Annotated in this window: 19 protein-coding genes; 5 read left to right on the forward strand and 14 right to left on the reverse strand. The window is 56.8% G+C overall.

Translation table 11 applies throughout. The features are described from left to right. Nucleotides 1–20 precede the first annotated feature (20 nt). Nucleotides 21–644 carry a tRNA-uridine aminocarboxypropyltransferase gene (locus tag G5306_RS08180; protein ID WP_421312703.1) on the reverse strand — a complete coding sequence of 208 codons (624 nt, stop codon included), beginning with the start codon at nt 642–644 and terminating at the stop codon, nt 21–23. Here G5306_RS08180 and rrtA point away from each other — a divergent pair. Beyond that, nucleotides 643–1,236, forward strand: a complete 594-nt coding sequence (gene rrtA, locus G5306_RS08185) for a rhombosortase (RefSeq protein ID WP_270657478.1) — start codon at nt 643–645, stop codon at nt 1,234–1,236. The two genes, G5306_RS08180 and rrtA, sit on opposite strands and share 2 nt — an antisense overlap. Here rrtA and pyrF read toward each other — a convergent pair. The 6 genes from pyrF to cmk all read right to left on the reverse strand — a co-directional run bounded on the left by pyrF (nt 1,211) and on the right by cmk (nt 6,384). Then, on the reverse strand, nt 1,211–1,912 hold the full coding sequence (gene pyrF, locus G5306_RS08190; RefSeq protein ID WP_042083286.1) for an orotidine-5'-phosphate decarboxylase: 702 nt from the start codon (nt 1,910–1,912) through the stop codon (nt 1,211–1,213). The genes rrtA and pyrF overlap by 26 nt on opposite strands. Nucleotides 1,913–1,930: 18 nt before the next feature. Next, entirely contained in the window at nt 1,931–3,097 is a 1,167-nt protein-coding gene (lapB, locus tag G5306_RS08195; RefSeq protein WP_421312704.1) for a lipopolysaccharide assembly protein LapB, read from the reverse strand. 9 nt (nt 3,098–3,106) lie between these two features. Beyond that, the gene (locus tag G5306_RS08200; protein ID WP_005337143.1) at nt 3,107–3,391 is read right to left on the reverse strand and encodes a LapA family protein; all 285 of its coding nucleotides are present in this window, start codon (nt 3,389–3,391) and stop codon (nt 3,107–3,109) included. Nucleotides 3,392–3,549: 158 nt separating this feature from the next. Then, a complete protein-coding gene (gene ihfB, locus G5306_RS08205) occupies nt 3,550–3,834 on the reverse strand; it encodes an integration host factor subunit beta (protein WP_005299934.1) in 285 nt (94 codons plus the stop codon). Between the two features lie 92 nt (nt 3,835–3,926). Further along, nucleotides 3,927–5,597: a 30S ribosomal protein S1 gene (gene rpsA / locus G5306_RS08210; RefSeq protein ID WP_005337148.1), complete on the reverse strand. Its 1,671-nt coding sequence runs from the start codon at nt 5,595–5,597 to the stop codon at nt 3,927–3,929. A 94-nt stretch (nt 5,598–5,691) separates the two neighbouring features. Then, nucleotides 5,692–6,384: a (d)CMP kinase gene (cmk, locus tag G5306_RS08215; protein ID WP_019444698.1), complete on the reverse strand. Its 693-nt coding sequence runs from the start codon at nt 6,382–6,384 to the stop codon at nt 5,692–5,694. A gap of 248 nt (nt 6,385–6,632) precedes the next feature. Here cmk and ribA point away from each other — a divergent pair, with 248 nt between their 5' ends. Continuing rightward, nucleotides 6,633–7,226, forward strand: a complete 594-nt coding sequence (gene ribA, locus G5306_RS08220) for a GTP cyclohydrolase II (protein ID WP_005337152.1) — start codon at nt 6,633–6,635, stop codon at nt 7,224–7,226. A gap of 81 nt (nt 7,227–7,307) precedes the next feature. On the opposite strand, the gene G5306_RS08225 is transcribed toward ribA, so the two are convergent. Next, nucleotides 7,308–8,264, reverse strand: a complete 957-nt coding sequence (locus tag G5306_RS08225; protein ID WP_204379921.1) for a LysR substrate-binding domain-containing protein — start codon at nt 8,262–8,264, stop codon at nt 7,308–7,310. Between the two features lie 63 nt (nt 8,265–8,327). After that, a complete protein-coding gene (locus tag G5306_RS08230; protein ID WP_042053074.1) occupies nt 8,328–9,203 on the reverse strand; it encodes a LysR family transcriptional regulator in 876 nt (291 codons plus the stop codon). A 95-nt stretch (nt 9,204–9,298) separates the two neighbouring features. Here G5306_RS08230 and G5306_RS08235 point away from each other — a divergent pair, with 95 nt between their 5' ends. Next, on the forward strand, nt 9,299–10,522 hold the full coding sequence (locus tag G5306_RS08235) for an MFS transporter (protein WP_421312705.1): 1,224 nt from the start codon (nt 9,299–9,301) through the stop codon (nt 10,520–10,522). A gap of 145 nt (nt 10,523–10,667) precedes the next feature. Here the strand turns inward: G5306_RS08235 and G5306_RS08240 are convergent, their stop codons facing one another. The 5 genes from G5306_RS08240 to G5306_RS08260 form a co-directional block, all read right to left on the reverse strand. Beyond that, nucleotides 10,668–11,222, reverse strand: a complete 555-nt coding sequence (locus G5306_RS08240; protein ID WP_421206550.1) for a VOC family protein — start codon at nt 11,220–11,222, stop codon at nt 10,668–10,670. Next, nucleotides 11,216–11,980 (reverse strand): DNA repair protein, encoded by a 765-nt coding sequence (locus G5306_RS08245; RefSeq protein WP_216953387.1) that lies wholly within the window; start codon nt 11,978–11,980, stop codon nt 11,216–11,218. The genes G5306_RS08240 and G5306_RS08245 overlap by 7 nt, the downstream gene beginning before the upstream one ends. A 192-nt stretch (nt 11,981–12,172) precedes the next feature. Then, nucleotides 12,173–12,898 (reverse strand): oxygen-insensitive NADPH nitroreductase, encoded by a 726-nt coding sequence (nfsA, locus tag G5306_RS08250; protein ID WP_421312706.1) that lies wholly within the window; start codon nt 12,896–12,898, stop codon nt 12,173–12,175. 71 nt (nt 12,899–12,969) lie between these two features. Then, complete coding sequence (locus G5306_RS08255; RefSeq protein ID WP_216953385.1) at nt 12,970–14,535, reverse strand: AbgT family transporter; 1,566 nt, start codon at nt 14,533–14,535, stop codon at nt 12,970–12,972. 143 nt (nt 14,536–14,678) lie between these two features. After that, on the reverse strand, nt 14,679–16,631 hold the full coding sequence (locus G5306_RS08260) for a putative bifunctional diguanylate cyclase/phosphodiesterase (RefSeq protein ID WP_421172599.1): 1,953 nt from the start codon (nt 16,629–16,631) through the stop codon (nt 14,679–14,681). Nucleotides 16,632–17,476: 845 nt separating this feature from the next. Here G5306_RS08260 and G5306_RS08265 point away from each other — a divergent pair. Together G5306_RS08265 and G5306_RS08270 are read left to right on the forward strand one after the other, a co-directional pair. After that, nucleotides 17,477–18,415, forward strand: a complete 939-nt coding sequence (locus G5306_RS08265; protein WP_421312707.1) for a LysR family transcriptional regulator — start codon at nt 17,477–17,479, stop codon at nt 18,413–18,415. A gap of 54 nt (nt 18,416–18,469) precedes the next feature. Beyond that, nucleotides 18,470–19,492: a response regulator gene (locus G5306_RS08270; protein ID WP_103251765.1), complete on the forward strand. Its 1,023-nt coding sequence runs from the start codon at nt 18,470–18,472 to the stop codon at nt 19,490–19,492. Nucleotides 19,493–19,494 lie beyond the last annotated feature (2 nt).

Genomic DNA, 19,494 nt, shown 5'->3' on the forward strand with positions numbered 1-19,494 from the left:
CTTGATAACTCCTTGAATTGTCACGCGCGGCGGCCTTCGGCAAAGTCCTGCCACTGGGTATTCAACCGGTTAAACAGGGTCAGCAAGGGCGCATAGTGCTCCGGCCTCCCCTCCCACCGGGACAAGAGGTGATAGCCCGCCTCTATGGTAGAGAGGGCATCGGGAAAGGGTTTCTTTCGAATGGCATATTGACCGGCAATGGCACCAATGCCGATGCGGGGCAAGCGGGCCAGTGCCGGGTTGCTCTGCAACATGCGATAGGCTTTGCGCCAGGTGCCGTCAAGCAAGATAAAGGCGACGGATGCGGAGCCAGAGGATTCACTCTCCCACTGTTGGCGAAGATCGGTCAGCGAAATGGCATCCTCATCCGGCCAGAGCAAATAATAACGACGGGGTTGGTCAGCCAGCAGCACATTGAGCCACTCATCGCGGGAAAAGTCCTCCCCCACATGGATCTCGCACTGTTGCAAAGAGGCCGCCAGCAGCGCGGCAGTCCCCTTGGGATGTGCCACCTCGTTGGGGTGCTGCAAGATGTAGAGGGGCGTGTGATTGTCAACCGGCACAATATAATCGCACAGGCAGGCTTTGAGGGCTCGGGTGCAACGTGTACAGTATCGACTGTTCTTGTCGTTGGACTGTTTCATGTTGTCAGACAAATCTGGATTGCTCTGGGTTATCACGCTCTCTCTCACCAGCTTGCTACTCTTCTTTACCGTTCCCAATCTTCAGCTCTCCTTCGATCGGCCCTTGATCGCCGGGGGCGAAGGGTGGCGGATCATAACAGGCAATCTGGCTCATACCAATCTGTGGCACCTGCTGCTCAATCTGGGCGGCCTCGCCATCCTCTATAGCCTGTTTCGCGACTATCTGGGTGGGGCTCACCTGCCGCTGCTGATGTTGCTGCTCTGGTTGGCAGTGGGCTTGGGGATCTGGTGGTGGTGCCCGCAGACCCAATGGTACATGGGGCTATCCGGCTCGCTGCATGGCCTGTTTGTCTGGGGGGCAATGCAGGATATTCGCCACGGACGCCGCACATCGGGCTGGCTACTGTTGGCAGGGATGGGACTCAAGCTGGCGATGGACTTCTACAACGCAGGAGAGAGCCCGATATCCACCCTGATCAATGCCAGGGTACACATCGGCTCTCATCTTATCGGGGCCGGTGCAGGCCTGTTGCTCGGCCTGCACCGCGTATCACTGAGTGAGCCTGTTACGCACCAGCCAGCTCGGCATTGATGCTGGCCAGCATGGCGGCCGGATCGGCAGCCTGCGTAATGGGGCGACCGATAACCAGATAATCGGACCCCGCCTCGACCGCCGCTTTCGGTGTCATCACCCGGCGCTGATCCCCGGCCGCTGAACCGGTCGGGCGAATACCCGGGGTCACCAGCTTGAAATCTTCGCCCAGCAAGGCTTTAAGCTCATGGGCCTCGTTGGCAGAGCAGACAACCCCATCCAAGCCGGATGTCTTGGTCAAGGTAGCCAGCCGGATCACCTGCTCGGCAGGGCTCACATCCAGACCAAGAGGGATCATGTCGGACTGCTCCATGCTGGTCAGTACGGTCACCCCGATCAACAATGGCGCCTTGTCGCCATAAGGCAGCAGCGCCTCTTTGGCGGCACGCATCATCCGCTCACCACCACTGGCATGCACGTTGACCATCCAGACACCGAGCTCGGCACTGGCTGCCACGGCTTTGGCAACGGTATTGGGAATATCGTGAAACTTCAGATCCAGAAAGACATCAAATCCCTTGGCCACCAGCTGGCGTACAAATTGCGGGCCAAACAGGGTAAACATCTCCTTGCCTACCTTGAGACGGCACTGGGCCGGAGAGATACGTTCAACGAACGCTAAGGCATCTGCCTCGTGCTGATAATCCAGCGCTACCAGTACTTTGGGATCTTGCATCTCACATCCTATTGCTTGTTATTCACCGTCCAGACCACGGATCGGCTTGATGGAACCCCACTGGCGACAAGACGGGCACTGCCAGAACAGCGAGTGAGTGGCAAAGCCGCACTGCCGACACTTGTGGGTTGACTTGATTTTGATCTGCTCGCCGACCAGCTGTTGCAGCAGTTCGAGGCTCTCCTTGGCAGGCCCCTCTTCCGCACTGGCCAGCTGAAAACCCACCAGCTGGTAAAAACCTTTCATCGACGGATGACGACGCAGCTGACGCAACACCAGCGAACGGGCCTGGCTCAGGCCATCACGCTCTTCAACCAGCTTGGCAAGGGCCAGGGTCACGCTGACACCGGCGTGATCTTCCACAGCCTTCTCAAGCAGCGGGATCAACGCAGGCGTGCGCCCCAACTGCTGATAGCACTCGAGCAATTTGGGCATTGCCTCGGAGGCAAAGTCGATATCCTGCTCGAACACCCGCAGCAGCTCCTTGCTGGCCTGCTCATACTCCCCCTCTGCCATGGCGAGCTCAGCGAGGCGCAAACTGGCCCGGGCACATACCGGATTGATACTGAGCGCCCGTTTGAGCTTGGCCAGCCCCTCCCCTTTATTGCCCTCACGCAGCGCGGTCTCGGCTTGCTCGCAATAGAAATGGGAGATGGGGTCGGCCAGCTTCTTGCCCTGGAATTTTTGCAGACGAACCGCCACATCGATGGCCTTATCCCAGTCCCGCAACTGCTGATGGATGATCAACAGCTGTGCCAGCGCCGTCTCTTCATAGTCGCTGTCATCACACAGCTCATTCCAGAGCGCTTCCGCTCGGTCCAGCAGACCAGCAGCCAAAAAGTCGCGCGCAAGCTCCTGCAGGGCAAGCTGACGCTGCTCCCGGGTCAGTTGGCGGGTTACCAGGTTCTGGTGGATCTTGATGGCACGATCGACCTCCCCACGCTGGCGAAACAGGTTGCCGAGGGAGAGGTGTGTTTCGATGGTTTCACTGTCCACCTCAAGCAGCTGGATAAAGAGATCCACCGCCTTGTCGGATTCATCGGACAGCAAATAGTTGAGGCCCGCCACATACTGGCGGGAAAACTGGTTACTCTGTTTTTGGGTGTCCTGGCGAACACTCCTGCGACCCATGTACCAGCCATAACCGGCGGCGATGGGTAACAGCAGGAAAAGCAGTTCAAGCATTGAGGAACATTATTCCTTACCCGGTGACCGGGCCAGCTCCAACTCGCGGGATTGACGACGCATGGTGCGGTTGAGGGTGCGGTTTTGCATTTTCAAGCGCAGGAACAGCAGGCCGAATACCAGCCAGCCCAGCAAAAAGCCGCCAGCAAAGAAGAAGCCCAACAGCATGGCAAGTGAAAACTCACCCTGAGCGATCAGGTAATTGAACTGAACCAGCTGGCCATTTTGTGAGCCCAGCGCCAGGGTCAGAACAAACACCAGCACCAGCGGAATGAGGGCCAAAATACGCTTCATAAGAGCTCCCTGTCAGTATCTAATGAGAGGCTGATTATCCTTAAAATCGCAGGCAGACTCTAGAGTGAATGGGAAAAGAGTTTAAGAAACAAGACGATTGGCACAGGAATCGGTGCCAAAAAGAAAAAAGGCATACCCGAGGTATGCCCATTTCTGCATTATTCAATGATGTTGACGCGCTCGCGCAACTCTTTGCCAGGTTTGAAGTGCGGGACATATTTCCCGGTCAGTTCAACCTTGTCCCCAGTCTTGGGGTTGCGGCCCACACGGGGCGCACGATAGTGCAGTGAAAAACTGCCAAATCCGCGGATTTCAATCCGGTCGCCGTTTTGCAAGGTCGACGCCATCTGCTCAAGGATCTCCTTGATGGCGGCTTCGACATCCTTGGCCGGCATATGCATGCGGCTGGCTGCCAGTTGTTCGATGAGATCTGATTTGGTCATAACGTTAAATCTCCTTCCCCGATCACATGCAATATTCATTTTGCCAGGATAAAAAAGGGCGGCGCAATGCCGCCCTTTTCTTGCATCAAGGATTACTCACCCTTGGCGGCTTTGAACGCTTCCATCATAGCATTGCTGAACACAACTTCTTCTTGCTGGTTCAGGTTATCGATGGCAACACGCTCATCAGCCTCGTCCTTAGCACGGACAGACAGGCTTACGGTGCGGTTCTTACGATCAACGCCCATGAATTTAGCTTCAACTTCGTCACCAACAGACAGCACCAGAGTGGCGTCTTCTACGCGGTCACGAGCAGCGTCGGAGGCACGCAGGTAGCCTTCTACGCCATCAGCCAGTTCGATAACGGCACCTTTGGCATCAACCTCGGTAACCTTACCCTTCACGATAGCACCTTTCTTGTTGTCAGCCAGGTACTTGTTGAACGGGTCTTCTTCGATCTGCTTGACACCCAGGGAGATGCGCTCACGCTCCGGATCCACTTGCAGAACAACGGCTTCGATCTCGTCGCCTTTCTTGAATTCACGCACGGCTTCTTCGCCCTGGTTGTTCCAGGAGATGTCCGACAGGTGAACCAGGCCGTCGATGCCGCCATCCAGACCGATGAAGATACCGAAGTCAGTGATGGACTTGATCTTGCCGGAAACACGGTCGCCTTTGGCGTGAGTTTCGGCAAACAGCTGCCACGGGTTGGATTTGCACTGCTTCAGACCCAGGGAGATACGACGACGCTCTTCGTCGATGTCCAGAACCATCACGTCAACCACGTCGCCAACGTTAACAACTTTGGACGGGTGGATGTTCTTGTTGGTCCAATCCATCTCGGATACGTGTACCAGGCCTTCAACGCCTTCTTCGATTTCAACGAAGCAGCCGTAGTCGGTCAGGTTGGTCACGCGGCCAGACAGACGGGTGGTCTCCGGGTAACGCTTGGCGATAGCAACCCAGGGATCTTCGCCCAGCTGCTTCAGACCCAGGGATACACGGGTACGCTCGCGGTCGAACTTCAGAACCTTGACAGCGATCTCGTCGCCAACGTTGACGATTTCGGAAGGATGCTTAACGCGCTTCCACGCCATGTCGGTGATGTGCAGCAGGCCGTCAACACCGCCCAGATCTACGAATGCACCGTAGTCGGTCAGGTTCTTGACGATACCCTTAACTTCTTGACCTTCTTGCAGGTTAGCCAGCAGGCTTTCGCGCTCGGAGGTGTTCTCGGTCTCGATCACGGCACGACGGGAAACAACAACGTTGTTGCGCTTCTGGTCCAGCTTGATGACTTTGAACTCGAGTTCTTTGTTTTCCAGGTGAGCGGTGTCACGGATCGGACGCACGTCAACCAGAGAACCCGGCAGGAAGGCACGGATGCCGTTCAGTTCAACGGTGAAACCACCCTTGACCTTGCCGTTGATGATACCGATAACGGTAGCTTGCTCTTCGTAAGCCTTCTCAAGCTGCAGCCAGGCTTCGTGGCGCTTGGCTTTTTCGCGGGACAGCTTGGTTTCGCCGAAACCATCTTCGATAGAGTCCAGAGCCACGTCAACGGTGTCGCCGACGTTGATTTCCAGCTCGCCCATGGCGTTCTTGAATTCTTCAGCCGGGATAGCGGACTCGGATTTCAGACCGGCGTCAACCAGTACGAAACCGTTCTCGATAGCAACGACAGTACCCTTGACGATGGAACCTTGACGGGTTTCAACGGCGTTCAGGGACTCTTCAAAGAGTTGAGCAAAAGATTCGATCATTGTTTATGTCACAAATGAAACATCCACTTGCAATCCGGCACAAGCGGGGCTGTTTTAAATAATCTGCGCCATCCTTGGTGCAGACGACCGGATGTCAGCTTGCGCTGGCATCACCAAGTTGTTGCTCTGCATAGGCGAGTACTGTTGCCAGCACTTCATCTATGGTCATGGCGGTAGAGTCTACCACCAGAGCATCTTCTGCCGGTTTCAGGGGTGCTGTAGCGCGATTTCTGTCGCGATCGTCACGTTCCCGAATCTCGGTTAAAAGACGCTCAAAGTTAACATCAAAGCCCTTATCTTGCAACTGCTTATAGCGACGCTGGGCCCGTTCTTCGGCACTGGCGTCGAGGAAAATCTTCACCTCGGCCTCGGGGAAAACAACTGTACCCATGTCACGACCATCGGCAATCAGACCCGGGGCCTGACGAAATGCACGCTGACGGCGCAGCAAGGCTTCGCGCACACGGGGGAAGGCGGCGATTTTACTGGCAGCATTACCCACTTCTTCGGTGCGGATGGTGCGGGAGACATCTTCCCCTTCCAGGATCACCTTGACCAGATCGCCTTCTACCTGAAATTGCACATCCAGATTGGCGGCCAGCGGCACCAGTGAGGCTTCACTGTCCAGCTCTACATCGTGATGCAGGGCGGCCAGGGACAACACCCGATAGATGGCGCCCGAGTCCAGCAAGTGCCAACCCAGCTTCTCAGCAAGCAGCTGACACAAGGTGCCTTTACCTGCACCACTGGGGCCATCAATTGTCATTACGGGGGCCATCTGAGGCATAACTTCTCTCCTGCACTGTGTTGCTCCCATCCCGAAGGGGTGGGTTAATGGGCGCCGATTATACCCGAATGTGGTGAGCCTGGCAGTCATCAATCCGCACAAAGGGCCAAAACCCCGGCAGGCGACTGTGCTTGTATCTCATTTGGAGATTTCATTAAGCAATGCAGGGACTTGTTCTTATGGTCGTTCCTGACAAGGCGCGCTAAACTGGCCCCCTTTTTTGAGCCGTTAGTAGTAAGGAGCAACCTATGAGCAGCGTTACCCTCGTGGCCAAATCCAAATTGCCCACCCCTTGGGGCACCTTCACGCTGGTAGGTTTTCAGGAAACCGGCACAGGCAAAGATCATGCCGCACTGGTGATGGGCGACATTACCGGTGAAGAGCCCGTGCTGGGCCGGATCCACTCAGAGTGCCTGACCGGCGACGCCCTGTTCAGCCTGCGTTGTGACTGCGGTTTCCAGTTGCAGGCGGCCATGGAGAATATCGCCAAAGCCGGTCGTGGCGTGTTGCTGTATGTGCGTCAAGAGGGCCGTGGCATCGGCTTGCTCAACAAGATCCGCGCCTATCACCTGCAGGATCAGGGTGCCGATACCGTGGAGGCCAACGTAGCCCTTGGTTTCGCCGCCGATATGCGCGACTACACCATCTGCGCCGATATGCTCAAGCAGCTTGAGGTCAAGTCTCTCAAACTGATGACCAATAACCCGCGCAAGATGAAAGCGATGGAATCCTTCGGTATTCCGGTGGCCGAACGGGTACCGTTGCAGGAAGGGCGCAATCCCCACAACGAGTTCTATCTGTCGACCAAGGCCAACAAGCTGGATCACATGCTCAAAAAATGAGCCTGCATTGACGAATACCAGATAGTCAAACGCCTCCTATTCGGAGGCGTTTTTCTTGGATCGACCACACATCAACCCTGGCTATCGCTGTGGTACGGTCAGATTGACCAGCAGAGCTTCAAGCTCTTCGCCAGTGCGGGCCGCGCAGTATTGATCGACCCGCTCCCGGGTCAATTGCGGCGCGAGACGTTCAATCAGATCGTAGAGATAGCCGCATAAAAATGCCCCTCTGCGCAACCCGATAGCGGCCACACCGCCTGGTAGCCAGGGCGCCGTTTTGAGCACCAGATCCCCATCGCGCTGGGGCTCCCAGGCAAAAGTTGCCATCACCCCGATGCCCATTCCTTGTCTGACATAGGTCTTGAGCACATCGCTGTCGCTCGCACAGCAGGCGATCCGGCTCTCGGCATGAGCGCAATCAGTGCCTTGAGCTGTGGAGAGCGCCCTTCCATCGGTCACCAATGCAAACTCCACCAGCTCAGCCGGGGTCAGCGATGTTGCTTTGGCCAACGGATGATCCTTGGGCAGCACCAAGCCCCGTTGCCACTGAAAAGAGGGGAGCATGAGCAGCTCGCTCCCCTCCTCCGGTTCATCCGCCAGCAGCAGATCGGCAGAGCCATCATGCACGGCTGCGCGGCACTGCGTCGCACTCCCCTGCATCACAGTTACGGCAACTTTGGGAAAGCGGGCCATAAAACCCTTGAGGATGGCGGGCAGAATATAACGGGCTTGCAGATGAGTAGCGGCAATGGTGAGAGTTCCCTGCTCCGGATGCACATGCTGCCTGGCCATCACTTTGATGGTGGCGACCTTGTCCAACACCTCGGCGGCCACTTTGATCACATCCCGACCGATGGGGGTGATCTGGGTCAGGTGTTTACCGCTGCGCTCGAAGATCTGGATCCCCAGCTCATCCTCCAGCATCCGCACTTGTTTGCTGATCCCGGGCTGGGAGGTAAAGAGGCTCTCGGCGGTGGCCGACAGATTCAGCCTGTGGTTGGCCACCTCGACGATATAGCGCAATTGCTGCAGTTTCATGGTGTAGCCCTCAAGCGAACCCACCGTTAATAGTAACAAACTTTCAGCAATGACCCGCCGCCATCAGGCCGGACGATCCTTGAGTAGAAAATCGCGCAAGGCACGATTGGCCATGGAGAGCGGATCACCACGCCGCCACGCTACGCAGAGATCGAGATAGATGGGCGGGTCGAAGGGTACGCCGCTCAGATCCGGCTCCTCTTCCAGCACCATCCGCAAGAAAGTGGTCACCGCAAAGCCTTGCCGCACTACCGCCTTGAGCAGAGGGATAAGATTGCTCTCGAAGGCGATATCGGGTTCAACGCCAAGGCTCTGGGCCAGTGCCTCCATATGCTCCCGGTGATAGAAACCACGGCGAAACAGCGCCAGCTCCTGAGCAAAGAACTGCGAGAGGGTGACGGCCGGTTCGCCGCGCAAGGGGTGATCGTCCCCCACCACCATCAACATCTCTTCGCTCAACAGATGTGCCCCCTCGATGGCGGGGGGGAGATCACTGGTGATGAGAATGGCCAGATCGAGGGAGCCATCCACCATCCGGCTGAGCAGCTCACGGGTGCCGGCCTCTTCGACCCGGATCTTGAGGCCGGGATAGCGATGCTTGAAGGCCATCAGACGAGGGGGGAAATAGTAGGAGCCCATCATATAGGGGATCCCGATCCGCACCTCCCCCCGCTCCAACCCCTTAAGCTCGGCCATCTCGGCCTCGGCCTGATGCATCTGCAGCAACAGACGCTCGGCATGGCGACAGAGCACCTCCCCCTCAGGGGTGAGCCGTACCGCCCGGTCCTGTCGATCAAACAGTCGCAACTCGAGCTGCTGTTCCAGCTTGGCGATGGCCATGCTGATGGCCGGTTGTGCCACATGCAGACTGTTGGCTGCCTTGGTAAATGAGCCGGCATCCCTGACCGCCAGCAGATAGGTGAGCTGTTTCAGATCCATGTATCAATTCATCTTATGAGATGGATAACTTAAATATATTATATTTATAACCGCAAGGACTCTACTCTGACCAAAAGCAGTCAGGACAATACGCAATGATTGAAGTCGGAAGTCGCGAGTGGATACGTGCAACCCTGGCCCTCAGCCTGGGCTCTTTTCTGGTGTTTCTGAACCTCTACCAGACCCATCCCCTGTTACCCCTGATCGCCGAGGTCTTCTCGGTCAACTCCCTCTCGGCCAGCTGGACCCTGGCAGGATGCACTGCTGGCCTCGCCACCTCCCTGCTGATCTGCGCCAGACTGGCGGATCGCCATGGCCGTCGGCAGGTCATGCTGGGTACCCTCACCCTGGCGATCCTGCTCTCACTGTTGATCCCGCTGGTTGAGCAGTTTGGCTCCCTGCTGCTGCTGCGTATCCTGCAGGGCGCGCTGCTGGCCGGTTTACCAGCCACTGCGATTGCCTATATGGGGGAAGAGTTCAGTAAACGGGCGCTGCTCTCGGCGGTGGGGGTTTATATTGCCGCCAACTCCCTCGGTGGCATTGCCGGTCGGGTGGTCGGCGGTCTGTTGGCGGGCTGGTTTGGCGACTGGCAGCATACCTTTCTGGGGATCGGAGTGATCAGCCTGTCACTGCTGCCGCTGGTCTTCTGGCTGCTGCCCCACCAGACCCGCTTTGTGGCGAGCGCCCCCGTTCGCGGTCAATTTGCCCGCGCCTTGCAGCAACACCTGACCAATCCCTTGCTGGTAGGGGCTTACCTTATCGGCGGGCTCAACTTTATGGTGTTTCTGAACCAGTTCAGTTATCTCACCTTCCTGCTGGCAAAGCCTCCTTTCTCCTTGCCCACCCAGTGGCTCGGCATGCTGTTTCTCACCTATCTCTCGGGGACGGTGGCCTCCTCAATGAGCGGCCGCTTTGCCAACCGCTGGGGGGCGCAACGCATGCTGCTGGTCGGGATCGCCCTGATGGCCCTCGGCAGTCTGTGGCTGCTGCAGGGCAGTCTGCCCGGGATCCTGAGTGGCTTGCTGATCTCCAGCTTCGGCTTTTTCCTGGCACACGCCTGCGCCAGCGCCTGGGTTGGTCATCATGTCGAACACAACCGCGCCCTCGCCTCCTCCCTCTATCTGGTGGCCTACTATCTGGGAGCCAGTCTGGGGGGACTTTACCTGCACCCCTTCTGGGAGCAAGGCGAGCTGGGCGGTCTGGTCATGGGAATTGAACTGGTCCTCATCCTGACGGCGGGCTTGAGCCTCTGGCTTGGTCGCCTCAAGCAGCGAAGCCAATCGCCACTCTCTGCCCAGCAACCACACCGGCACGGGTAACGATCTCAGCACAAACAGGGTCAGCCACGAGCAGATAGCGCTCTCGCAACCCAGCACCGCCAGATAGCAAAAGGGGTCACACCGGTGACCCCTTTTACTGCGTTATTCAAGAGCCTGTCAGGCTCGCACCGCATTTAGAGCAGGATCACTCCTGATCGAAATAATCCGCCGGCACCGCGACCACAGCACCGGTCGCCACCTCTTCGGCGATCACCTCAGCCAGCGAGCGCAGATGAAACTTGATCTGGCCGGAGGGCAACATCAGGCCGATATCGGGGTTACGGGTATCTTGCATGTTGCCGGTTTTGAACGGTAACTCGGGATAGCGCGCTACCAGATCCTGCAGTGAAGTGACCACCAGCTCGATATGTTCCAGTCCTGCCTGATGGACGCGCCCCGGTTTCGGCGCCGCCAGCTCGATACAGGGTACCTGCACCTCACCAGCCAGCAGTGGCTGATGCAACTGATAAGTGGCAATCGGGCGACCGCCGATCATCCCCTCCACCAGCAAGGAGCCCGCTTCAGCCAATACAGTACATAGCGCGCGGTACTCCTGCAAGGTCGCCGCCCGATAACAGAGGTGATCGACCGTTGGCTGGGAAAATGTGACGCCAGCAGCGGCCAGTTCGGTCAACAGCTGAGAAACAAATGGGGCCATTGGCCCCAGTGTGGAATCGAGTGGGTGGGACATGCTTACCATTTCTTCTTGGGTTGAAACAGGACATCGAGCTCGTCGGCTTCCTTGTCCTTGATGTTTTGCAGATCCTGCGCGCTGTTTTGCTGCTGCAGCTCTTCAAGCTCCTTGAGCCCCTGACGCATATCCTCTTCACGAGCCAACAGATAGGGATCCTTGTCGCCAATGCTGGCCATTGCCGACAACCCCTTGGTATAGAGCTGGCGGCAAGTACCATATTGGCCCTGAATGCGGGCATCCATCGCCCGCTTGACCAGATTCGAGATGTTGATTTTGAGCTGCATCAGCTCGAGACGACGATCTTCCTGAGCAAACCCCTGCGGATCAATTTTGCCCTTGTTGTGCTCGACACGCAGTACGGCACGTAGCTTTTTTACCAGCTGCAACATCTGGATCGCCTGACGATCAGACTCGGGGGTTTTGAAGTGCCCCTCATCCTGCGCACTGTAATTTTCCTGCACGTTCTTGATCTGGATCTGCACATCGGCGATGCGCTGCTTGATCTGGTTGTTGGGCATCACCTGGGCGATGGCGCGATAGGCATCAAGGATCCGGTGCTGCAACAGCAACACCATGTTTTTGGAGAAAGGCACCAGATTGACGTTCAGCAGTACCTCTTCGGTCTCGTCGGCTACCGTCTTGTGTCTGGCAACGGCGTGACGCTTTTCAGCCTCCGCCTTCTGCTTATATTGCTGTACCACGTTATAGGCGATAACCAAAAACAGGAGCGCGCCGATAGACAGCAATACCAAAGTTAAAATCATAGGATGTCCAAACCCCTGTCCCAATCCAATTGCGTGATCCTACAACAGCTTATCTACTTAAGGTAGCCTGTAGATCCCCCCTTGCCCACGATTTGTCGCCAAGCTGTATACCCGGTCTCAGGGAAAGATTTCAGGATCACGGGAAAATGACCATGATGGTCATCACTCCCATAGTATCGCCCATCAGCGCCATTACTTGAGGTTAAAGCCCCGCGATTGCAGGAATCCCAGCATGAAAGGGCGGGACTCCTTGCCCAGAATGGCGCGGATCTGGCTACTCCAGGTCTGCTGTTTGTTGTTGCTGCTGCGGGCCTGATAGTAGTCCGCGATCTGCTGATCGTACCGGGCCAGCAGGTCGCGATCCAGCTCGTGCTGGTAGCGCTCCTGATGCACCACCAATCCCCTGGGCAGGCGGGGTTTCTGCTCCGGCTGCTGGGCAGGGTGGCCAAGGCAGAGGCCAAACAGCGGGATCACCTGATGGGGCAAGCCCAGTAGCTCGCTCACCTCGGCAGGATGGTTGCGAATGCCGCCGATATAGACCCCGCCCAGTCCCAACGACTGCGCCGCCAGCAGGGCATTTTGCGCCATCAGGGCGCCGTCAATGGCACCGATCAACAACTGTTCCGCATAACCGGTCTGGGCCTCGGGCACGATCTGGCTGTGACGATGGTAATCGGCGCAGAACACCAGAAACTCGGCCGCCTGCACCACATAGGGTTGATTGCCCGCCAGCATGGCCAGCTGCTGACGCGCCTCGGGTTCACTGACTCGCACAATACTGGTCACCTGCAAAAAGCTCGAGGTCGAGGCGGACTGGGCGGCGGCGAGAATGACATCCAGCTGCTGCGGGGCGATCGGCTCGGCAGTGAACTGACGAATGGAGCGATGGGAAAGGATAAGATCGATGGTCTGATTCATGGCACCTCCAAAATGAGGTAACACCATAGCGAAAAAAACGAGGGAGCCCAAGGCTCCCTCGCACACCCAGCTTAAGGGGCCGGATAGACGTAAGGGGCTTGCAACCCGAGCGGGAAGCCGAGCGCCCAGTAGAGCAGCAGGAAAATCGTCCAGCTCACCAGGAAGGCCAGCGAGTAGGGCAGCATCATGGAGACCAGAGTACCGATCCCGGTGCTCTTCACATACTGCTGGCAATAGACCACCACCAGCGGGAAGAAGACCATCAGCGGGGTGATGATATTGGAAGCAGAATCCCCGACCCGATAGGCCGCCTGGGTCAGCTCGGGGGAGATCCCCACCGCCATCAACATGGGCACTAGGATCGGGCTGATCAGCGCCCACTTGGCGGAGGCCGAGCCGACTACCAGATTGACGGTGGCGGTGAGCAGGATCATCCCGACGATAGTCACCTCACCGGGCAGCGCCAGCGCATGGAGCACTTCGGCACCGGAAAGGGCCAGCAGGGTGCCCAGATTGGAGTCACCAAACGCCTTGATGAAGAGCGCGCAGAAGAAAGCCATCACCATGTAGGAGCCCATCTTGTTCATGGTGGCCGACATGGCATCGATCACATCCTTGCCGCTCTTGAAGCTGCCTGCGACAAAGCCGTAGACAATCCCGGGCAGGATAAAGAGCAGGAAGATGAGCGGCACTATGGACTTCATCACGGGGGCAGCGAAGGTGGTCAGGGAGCCATCGGCAGCACGCAGCGGGGAATCGTTCGGGGAGAGCGCCAGCGCCAGCAGCACGATAGCCGCCAGCATGGCAAACCCGGCCCAGTTGAAGGCTCGGCTCTCTTGCGCGCTGTAGCGCCCCATCTCGTCGGCACTCTCCAGATCCTCGTTAAGCGCCACATGCTTGAGGCGCGGCTCCACCACCTTTTCGGTAATGAACCAGCCGACGCAGATGATCAGCAGCGAAGAGGCTCCGGTAAAGATGATGTTGCAAAGGGTGTTGACCATGTAGTCAGGATCGAGCAACTGAGCGGCGGACTGGGTAAAGCCCTGCAGCAGCGCATCCCCGCCGGAGGGCAGGAAGTTGGCGGCAAAACCGCCGGAAACGCCGGCAAAGGCAGCTGCGATCCCCGCCAGCGGATGGCGTCCGGCAGCGTGGAAGATGATGCCACCGATGGGGATCACCAGCACATAGCCCGCATCTGCAGCGGTGTGGCTGACGATCGCTACCAGGATCAGCATGGGAGTGAGAAAACGGGCAGGCGTCACTTTGAGCAACTTTTTCAGACCGGTATTGATAAAACCGGACTGCTCGGCCACCCCGACCCCCAGCATGGCCACCAGCACGATGCCCAGCGGGGCAAAGCCGGTGAAAGTGGTCACCATGGTGGAGAGAAACTCGGCCAGACCGGCACCGGTCAGCAGGTTGTTGACCACTACCGCCTCCCCGGTACGGGGGTTGACCAGATCAAACTGGAATTGTGACAACACCCAGGAGCCGACCCAGACGATCAGCAAGGCGTAGAGGAACAGCATGGCGGGGTCGGGTAATTTGTTCCCGGCTTTCTCGACGCCATTGAGGAAACGGTTCAGCCAACCTTTGGGAGGGCTGGCCGGACGGTCATTGACAGCAGCATGACTCATTATTGCGATACTCCTTTCCCTAGAAACGAGGTCGCATGCTAGCAATTCCAGCCAATCCGTCTCATGACCGATCGCAAAAGAATGATTAATTTTGATTAAATATTGCGGAATAAAATTCCAAGTTGTGGCCTAACGCACACTTGTTACTCTGCCATCACGGCATCTAACAGTGGATAACGCCCAACCTGACACTCCACCACGAAACCGCTTGCCTCGACTTGTGCCACCGTCAGCGGCTTGCTGAACAGATATCCCTGGAACACATGGCACCCCTGGGTCTGCAGTGCGGCCAGTTCGTGAGGCTCCTCCACCCCTTCCGCCATGATCCCCAACCCCAGATTGGTGGCCATGGCCGCAGTCGCCCGGATCACCGGCAGGTTGAGGCCGACCACGAAAGAGCGATCCAGCTTGATCGTATCGATGGGCAGGCGATTGAGATAGGCAAGGGATGAGTAGCCGGTACCAAAATCGTCGATGGCAATCTTGATCCCCAGTTCACTCAAGTCATCGAGAATATCGAGGCACCCCTTCATATCCAGCATAAGCACGGTTTCGGTCAGTTCCAGCGTCAACAGGGAAGCATCCACCCCGTGCAGCTCCAGCTGCTGGCGCACTTGCCCGGGCAGTGCCGACGAGAGCTGGAAACCAGAGAGGTTGACGGAGACTGGCACCCGGTGATGGAGGCGCTTCTTCCAACTGGCCATTTGGGCAAGCGCGGTAGAGAGCACCCAGCTGCCGATCTCGCGGATCAGCCCCATCTCTTCGGCAAGGGGGATAAATTCCACTGGCGAGACATGGCCAAGCACCGGGTTATACCAGCGCAGCAGCGCCTCGTAACCGATCAGACGCCGTTTGGCGACATCGACCTGTGGCTGGTAACAGAGGCTCAGCTCCTGACGACCGATAGCCTTGGCCAGAAACTGCTTGAGATTGAGCTTGCGCTGCAGGGTCTGCTGCATGCTGGGGGTAAAACGCTGCCAGCGCAGCCGCCCCATCTGCTTGGCCTGATACATGGCCATATCGGCGCGGGTGATAAGGTTATCACCATCGTCCGCATCATCGGGATAGATGGCAATGCCGATACTGCCGCCGATGGTTACCTCCGGCAGACCGCTCAGTTGCAGCGGCTTGGTCATCTGGGAGAGCATCTGATCGGCCACATCCTGGGCTCGTTCGCTCTGGTTTCCCAAGGGAACCAACGCGGTAAACTCGTCCCCGCCAAGACGGGCCAGCTCAACATCGCGGGGGCAAATCTGTTTGAGGCGACCGGCAACCCGCTCCAGCAGGCGGTCTCCCGCCTTATGGCCGTAGTTGTCGTTGACCAGCTTGAAGTTGTCCAGATCCATGAATACCAGCGCGAAACGCTCCCCCAACCCGCAATAGGCCTCGAGAGATTTCATCAAGCCATAACGGTTGAGCAGGCCGGTCAGGGAGTCATGCCAGGCGAGGTGGCGATGCTCCAGCTCCTCGAGTTTGCGATCGGTAATATCGCGCATGGTGAGCAGGATCCGTGCTCCTTGCTGGATATAGCGGAACTGATACTGGAACCAGCGCATCCCCTTGAGGGTTCGGCACTCCCCTTCGGTCACTACTTCATCGAGTCGGGAGAGCTTCTGGTAAAAACTGTCGTCACTACCGGAAAAAACTTGGGAGAGCGTGGCGATCCGATGACCGAAACACATCTCGAAGTGATAGTTGCCGCTTTCGAACGCGCCATTGCTATCGAACAGGCAGGCCAGGGTATCACCGGTTGCCAGCGAGGACTCCTGATAGAGGGTATCGGAGTCGAGCACCGCCTCGGTCATCATCATCAGACGGCCAGCCAGCTGAATCCCGGAGAGGCGTAGATAGATCTGCTTCTTGACCCCCTTTGGGGAGATAGTCCACCACTCGTTGTAACTTCGCCCCTGCTGAAAATCACCGAGGTAGCGTTGCAACAACAGCGCTATGGCTGTGGCCATATCAGCCGAAAAATCCCTGGAACAGAGCTCGTCCAGGGAGGTGGCCTCCCAGAGGGGAAGTGCTGCGCGGTTTGCCCAGAAAATATGGTGATGTTCGATGTCATAGACCCAGATAGGGGTATGTAGAACATCCATTGTCTTCAGTAACCGTTCGTCAAGCGTATTCATCTGGTCAAAGTCATTCATGCTGGATGGTCACTGGTGAACCGGAAAACAAATGGGCAAACCGCCGTATGCAGAATGCAAGGTGAAAACACCTCTCGGCCACTATTTCTCGCGATGGCCAAAAGCAGATAACTGATTTCAGAAATCAACAACAGGAGAGCCAATCCAGCCACAGAAAAAAGGACTCAGCCAATACTCCTGTCAATCAGAACAAATCTCTCGTTCGTTTTTAACTTTTTTTCCCAGCAAAAACAAGCACTAAGAATTGCACTCTGGATACTTCAAAAAACATTTTTACGATTCACAACAAACACTTATTTACTGATAACAAAGTCAACTAAAAAAAGTGCCGGCATTTCCCTCGTAAAACTTTCATTTATTAACCAGCGCGTTGAATAAACAGACAAAAAAGAGCAAAACCGGCCCCAAATAGCGACTTAACAAGGAACTTAAATACCTCAAAACCGAATATCTACCTTCTCCAGACCGGCATGATGAATATGCGACTGTCATCACATTCACATCGCCGAAAAAAAGAACTGCTCTTGACCAGCACGATCCTCTTTTTGCCTGAGGATGGGTCGTATTCTAGTCATACCATGTCGCCTCTCTCTCTTGAGCTAACGGGTGACATCTCGCAATAATGACAATGACAATGACAGTGGCGCAGACAATAATCCTCATTCGAGAACAATTGAAAATCTAAACTGGTATCAGTAGAAATCGAATCCAGATCAATTAAACGCTGAATTACCCTTGCCAAGCGATAAGGCTCTTTTTATGGTTGCCCCCTTGTTACACCCAGAACAGCGTTTATGAAGCACATCGAAGAGTTCTACCTGTTCGTCAAGGTGGTGCAAGAGGGAGGATTCTCCCATGCTGCAGCCGCACTGGGCATGCCAACAGGCACCATCAGTCGACGCATTTCCCAGCTGGAAGAGCAACTGGGTTGCTCCCTGCTACATCGCTCTACCCGTAAACTCCGTCTTACCGATGAAGGGCTCAGATACTACGAGCGTCTCTGCACACCGCTTGCACAAATCGAGCAGGCCACCAGCGAGATCCGGGGTAAAGAAGCAGACATCACCGGGCTTATCCGGATAGCCGCGCCGATCGCGCTCTCCAACACCATCCTCATCGATATGCTGGCCGAATTCGGGCTGCACTATCCCGAGGTACAGTTCGATATCACCCAGACCAATGATCACCAGCACCTGTTCGATAATGATCGGGATCTGGTGTTCTTCAACGGTGAGCTGCCCCAGTCGCTGCCCAATGCGATCTGTCTCGGTCATATCGAGTACGGCCTGTTTGCCTCGCCACTCTATCTGACCAAGAAGGGAACCCCCTCCCACCCCAGCCAGCTGGAAGAACATGATCTCATCTACTGCTGGCCACACCAGCACTGGCAACTGACCGACAAGGATGGACAGAACGTCTGCATCAAACGCAGCGCCAAACTGACCGTCAACCAGACTCAGGCCGCCGTGCGCGCAGCCCGGCGTCATCTGGGGATAGTCAACGCCCCGCTGCACTATCTGAGCAGCTTCCTCCATGACGAGCAGCTGGTACCGGTACTGACCGACTGGCAGACCGGCAATCGCCCCTTCTACATGTTGTGTTGCCAGCACCAGTTCGCCCCGTTGCGTGTTAAGATGTTCGCTGAATTTATTGAGAAATACTCCGCACGCTATCGTAACCGGCAATGGGATAACCAATTTTCACAGGGTGACAACCTCCCACATTGCATCTGACTGTTAGCGGGCCACACTTATAGCAATCCTTGCCAACAGAGCCTGCCTAACGCCATGAATGTATTGATATGTGATGACTCCGGGTTCGCCCGCAAACAGCTGGCACGAGCGCTACCGGCTGACTGGAAAGTCGATTTGCACTATGCGGCGAATGGCCTTGAAGGGATCGAACAGGTGCTGATGGGCCATGGGGATCTCATCTTTCTCGATCTCACTATGCCTGAGATGGACGGTTACGGTGTGCTGGAGACCCTGAAACGGGAAGGACTACGCAGCAAGGTTTTCGTGGTCTCCGGAGATATCCAGCCTGAGGCCTATCAGCGGGTCATGGGGCTGGGGGCGCTCGATTTCATCAAGAAGCCCGCCGCCCCAGATACCCTGCTAGCCCTGCTCAAACAACATGGCTTCTGGAGTGCTTCATCGGGTAATCAGCCGAGTGCAGCCGAGCCCTTGCCAAGCGGCGTGGTAGCCGATGCAGGCGTCAAGATCACCCCCGAAATCCGCGATGTCTATCAGGAGCTGGCCAACGTCTCCATGGGTCAGGCCGCCGACTTGCTGGCTCGTCTGCTCAACGCCTTCGTGGTGCTGCCTATCCCCAACGTCAACGTGCTGGAGGTCTCCGAGCTGCATATGGCGCTCTCGGCGGCTGCGGATTCGGATACCCTCTCCGCCGTCTGTCAGGGGTTTATCGGGGCGGGGATCGCCGGCGAAGCGCTGATCCTGTTCCATGACTCCAGCTTCAAAGATTTGGCCAAGCTGATGAACCATCAGGGGACGCTGGATCGCACCGCCGAACTGGAGCTGCTGATGGATACCGCCAACGTGCTGATCGGCGCCTTCCTGCGCGGCTACGCCAACCAGCTCGATACTCCCTTCAGTCAGGGGCACCCGGTGGTGCTCGGCCAGCACAGACCCATCAACGAGCTGATCAACACTAACAAGAGTCGCTGGCGCCGCACGCTCGCCATCGAGATCAACTACCGGATCCAGGACTACGCGGTGCAGTGTGATCTGCTGCTGCTGTTTACCGAAGATTCCATCGCCACCATGAACAACAAAATCATGCACATGCTCTAGGA

Origin of the sequence: Aeromonas sp. 603404, from assembly GCF_049171775.1 — a bacterium.
In the GTDB taxonomy this organism is placed as follows: Bacteria; Pseudomonadota; Gammaproteobacteria; order Enterobacterales; family Aeromonadaceae; genus Aeromonas; species Aeromonas veronii_A.

Excerpts from the sequence above, each read along its gene's own strand:
- G5306_RS08270 (WP_103251765.1), top strand. The coding sequence starts at position 18,470 with ATGAATGTATTGATATGTGATGACTCCGGGTTCGCCCGCAAACAGCTG.
- rpsA (WP_005337148.1), bottom strand. The coding sequence starts at position 5,597 with ATGATCGAATCTTTTGCTCAACTCTTTGAAGAGTCCCTGAACGCCGTT.
- G5306_RS08180 (WP_421312703.1), bottom strand. The coding sequence starts at position 644 with ATGAAACAGTCCAACGACAAGAACAGTCGATACTGTACACGTTGCACC.
- pyrF (WP_042083286.1), bottom strand. The coding sequence starts at position 1,912 with ATGCAAGATCCCAAAGTACTGGTAGCGCTGGATTATCAGCACGAGGCA.
- nfsA (WP_421312706.1), bottom strand. The coding sequence starts at position 12,898 with ATGAATCAGACCATCGATCTTATCCTTTCCCATCGCTCCATTCGTCAG.
- G5306_RS08235 (WP_421312705.1), top strand. The coding sequence starts at position 9,299 with ATGATTGAAGTCGGAAGTCGCGAGTGGATACGTGCAACCCTGGCCCTC.
- ihfB (WP_005299934.1), bottom strand. The coding sequence starts at position 3,834 with ATGACCAAATCAGATCTCATCGAACAACTGGCAGCCAGCCGCATGCAT.
- lapB (WP_421312704.1), bottom strand. The coding sequence starts at position 3,097 with ATGCTTGAACTGCTTTTCCTGCTGTTACCCATCGCCGCCGGTTATGGC.
- rrtA (WP_270657478.1), top strand. The coding sequence starts at position 643 with ATGTTGTCAGACAAATCTGGATTGCTCTGGGTTATCACGCTCTCTCTC.
- G5306_RS08240 (WP_421206550.1), bottom strand. The coding sequence starts at position 11,222 with ATGGTAAGCATGTCCCACCCACTCGATTCCACACTGGGGCCAATGGCC.
- ribA (WP_005337152.1), top strand. The coding sequence starts at position 6,633 with ATGAGCAGCGTTACCCTCGTGGCCAAATCCAAATTGCCCACCCCTTGG.
- G5306_RS08225 (WP_204379921.1), bottom strand. The coding sequence starts at position 8,264 with ATGAAACTGCAGCAATTGCGCTATATCGTCGAGGTGGCCAACCACAGG.
- G5306_RS08265 (WP_421312707.1), top strand. The coding sequence starts at position 17,477 with ATGAAGCACATCGAAGAGTTCTACCTGTTCGTCAAGGTGGTGCAAGAG.
- G5306_RS08255 (WP_216953385.1), bottom strand. The coding sequence starts at position 14,535 with ATGAGTCATGCTGCTGTCAATGACCGTCCGGCCAGCCCTCCCAAAGGT.
- cmk (WP_019444698.1), bottom strand. The coding sequence starts at position 6,384 with ATGCCTCAGATGGCCCCCGTAATGACAATTGATGGCCCCAGTGGTGCA.
- G5306_RS08260 (WP_421172599.1), bottom strand. The coding sequence starts at position 16,631 with ATGGATGTTCTACATACCCCTATCTGGGTCTATGACATCGAACATCAC.
- G5306_RS08230 (WP_042053074.1), bottom strand. The coding sequence starts at position 9,203 with ATGGATCTGAAACAGCTCACCTATCTGCTGGCGGTCAGGGATGCCGGC.
- G5306_RS08245 (WP_216953387.1), bottom strand. The coding sequence starts at position 11,980 with ATGATTTTAACTTTGGTATTGCTGTCTATCGGCGCGCTCCTGTTTTTG.
- G5306_RS08200 (WP_005337143.1), bottom strand. The coding sequence starts at position 3,391 with ATGAAGCGTATTTTGGCCCTCATTCCGCTGGTGCTGGTGTTTGTTCTG.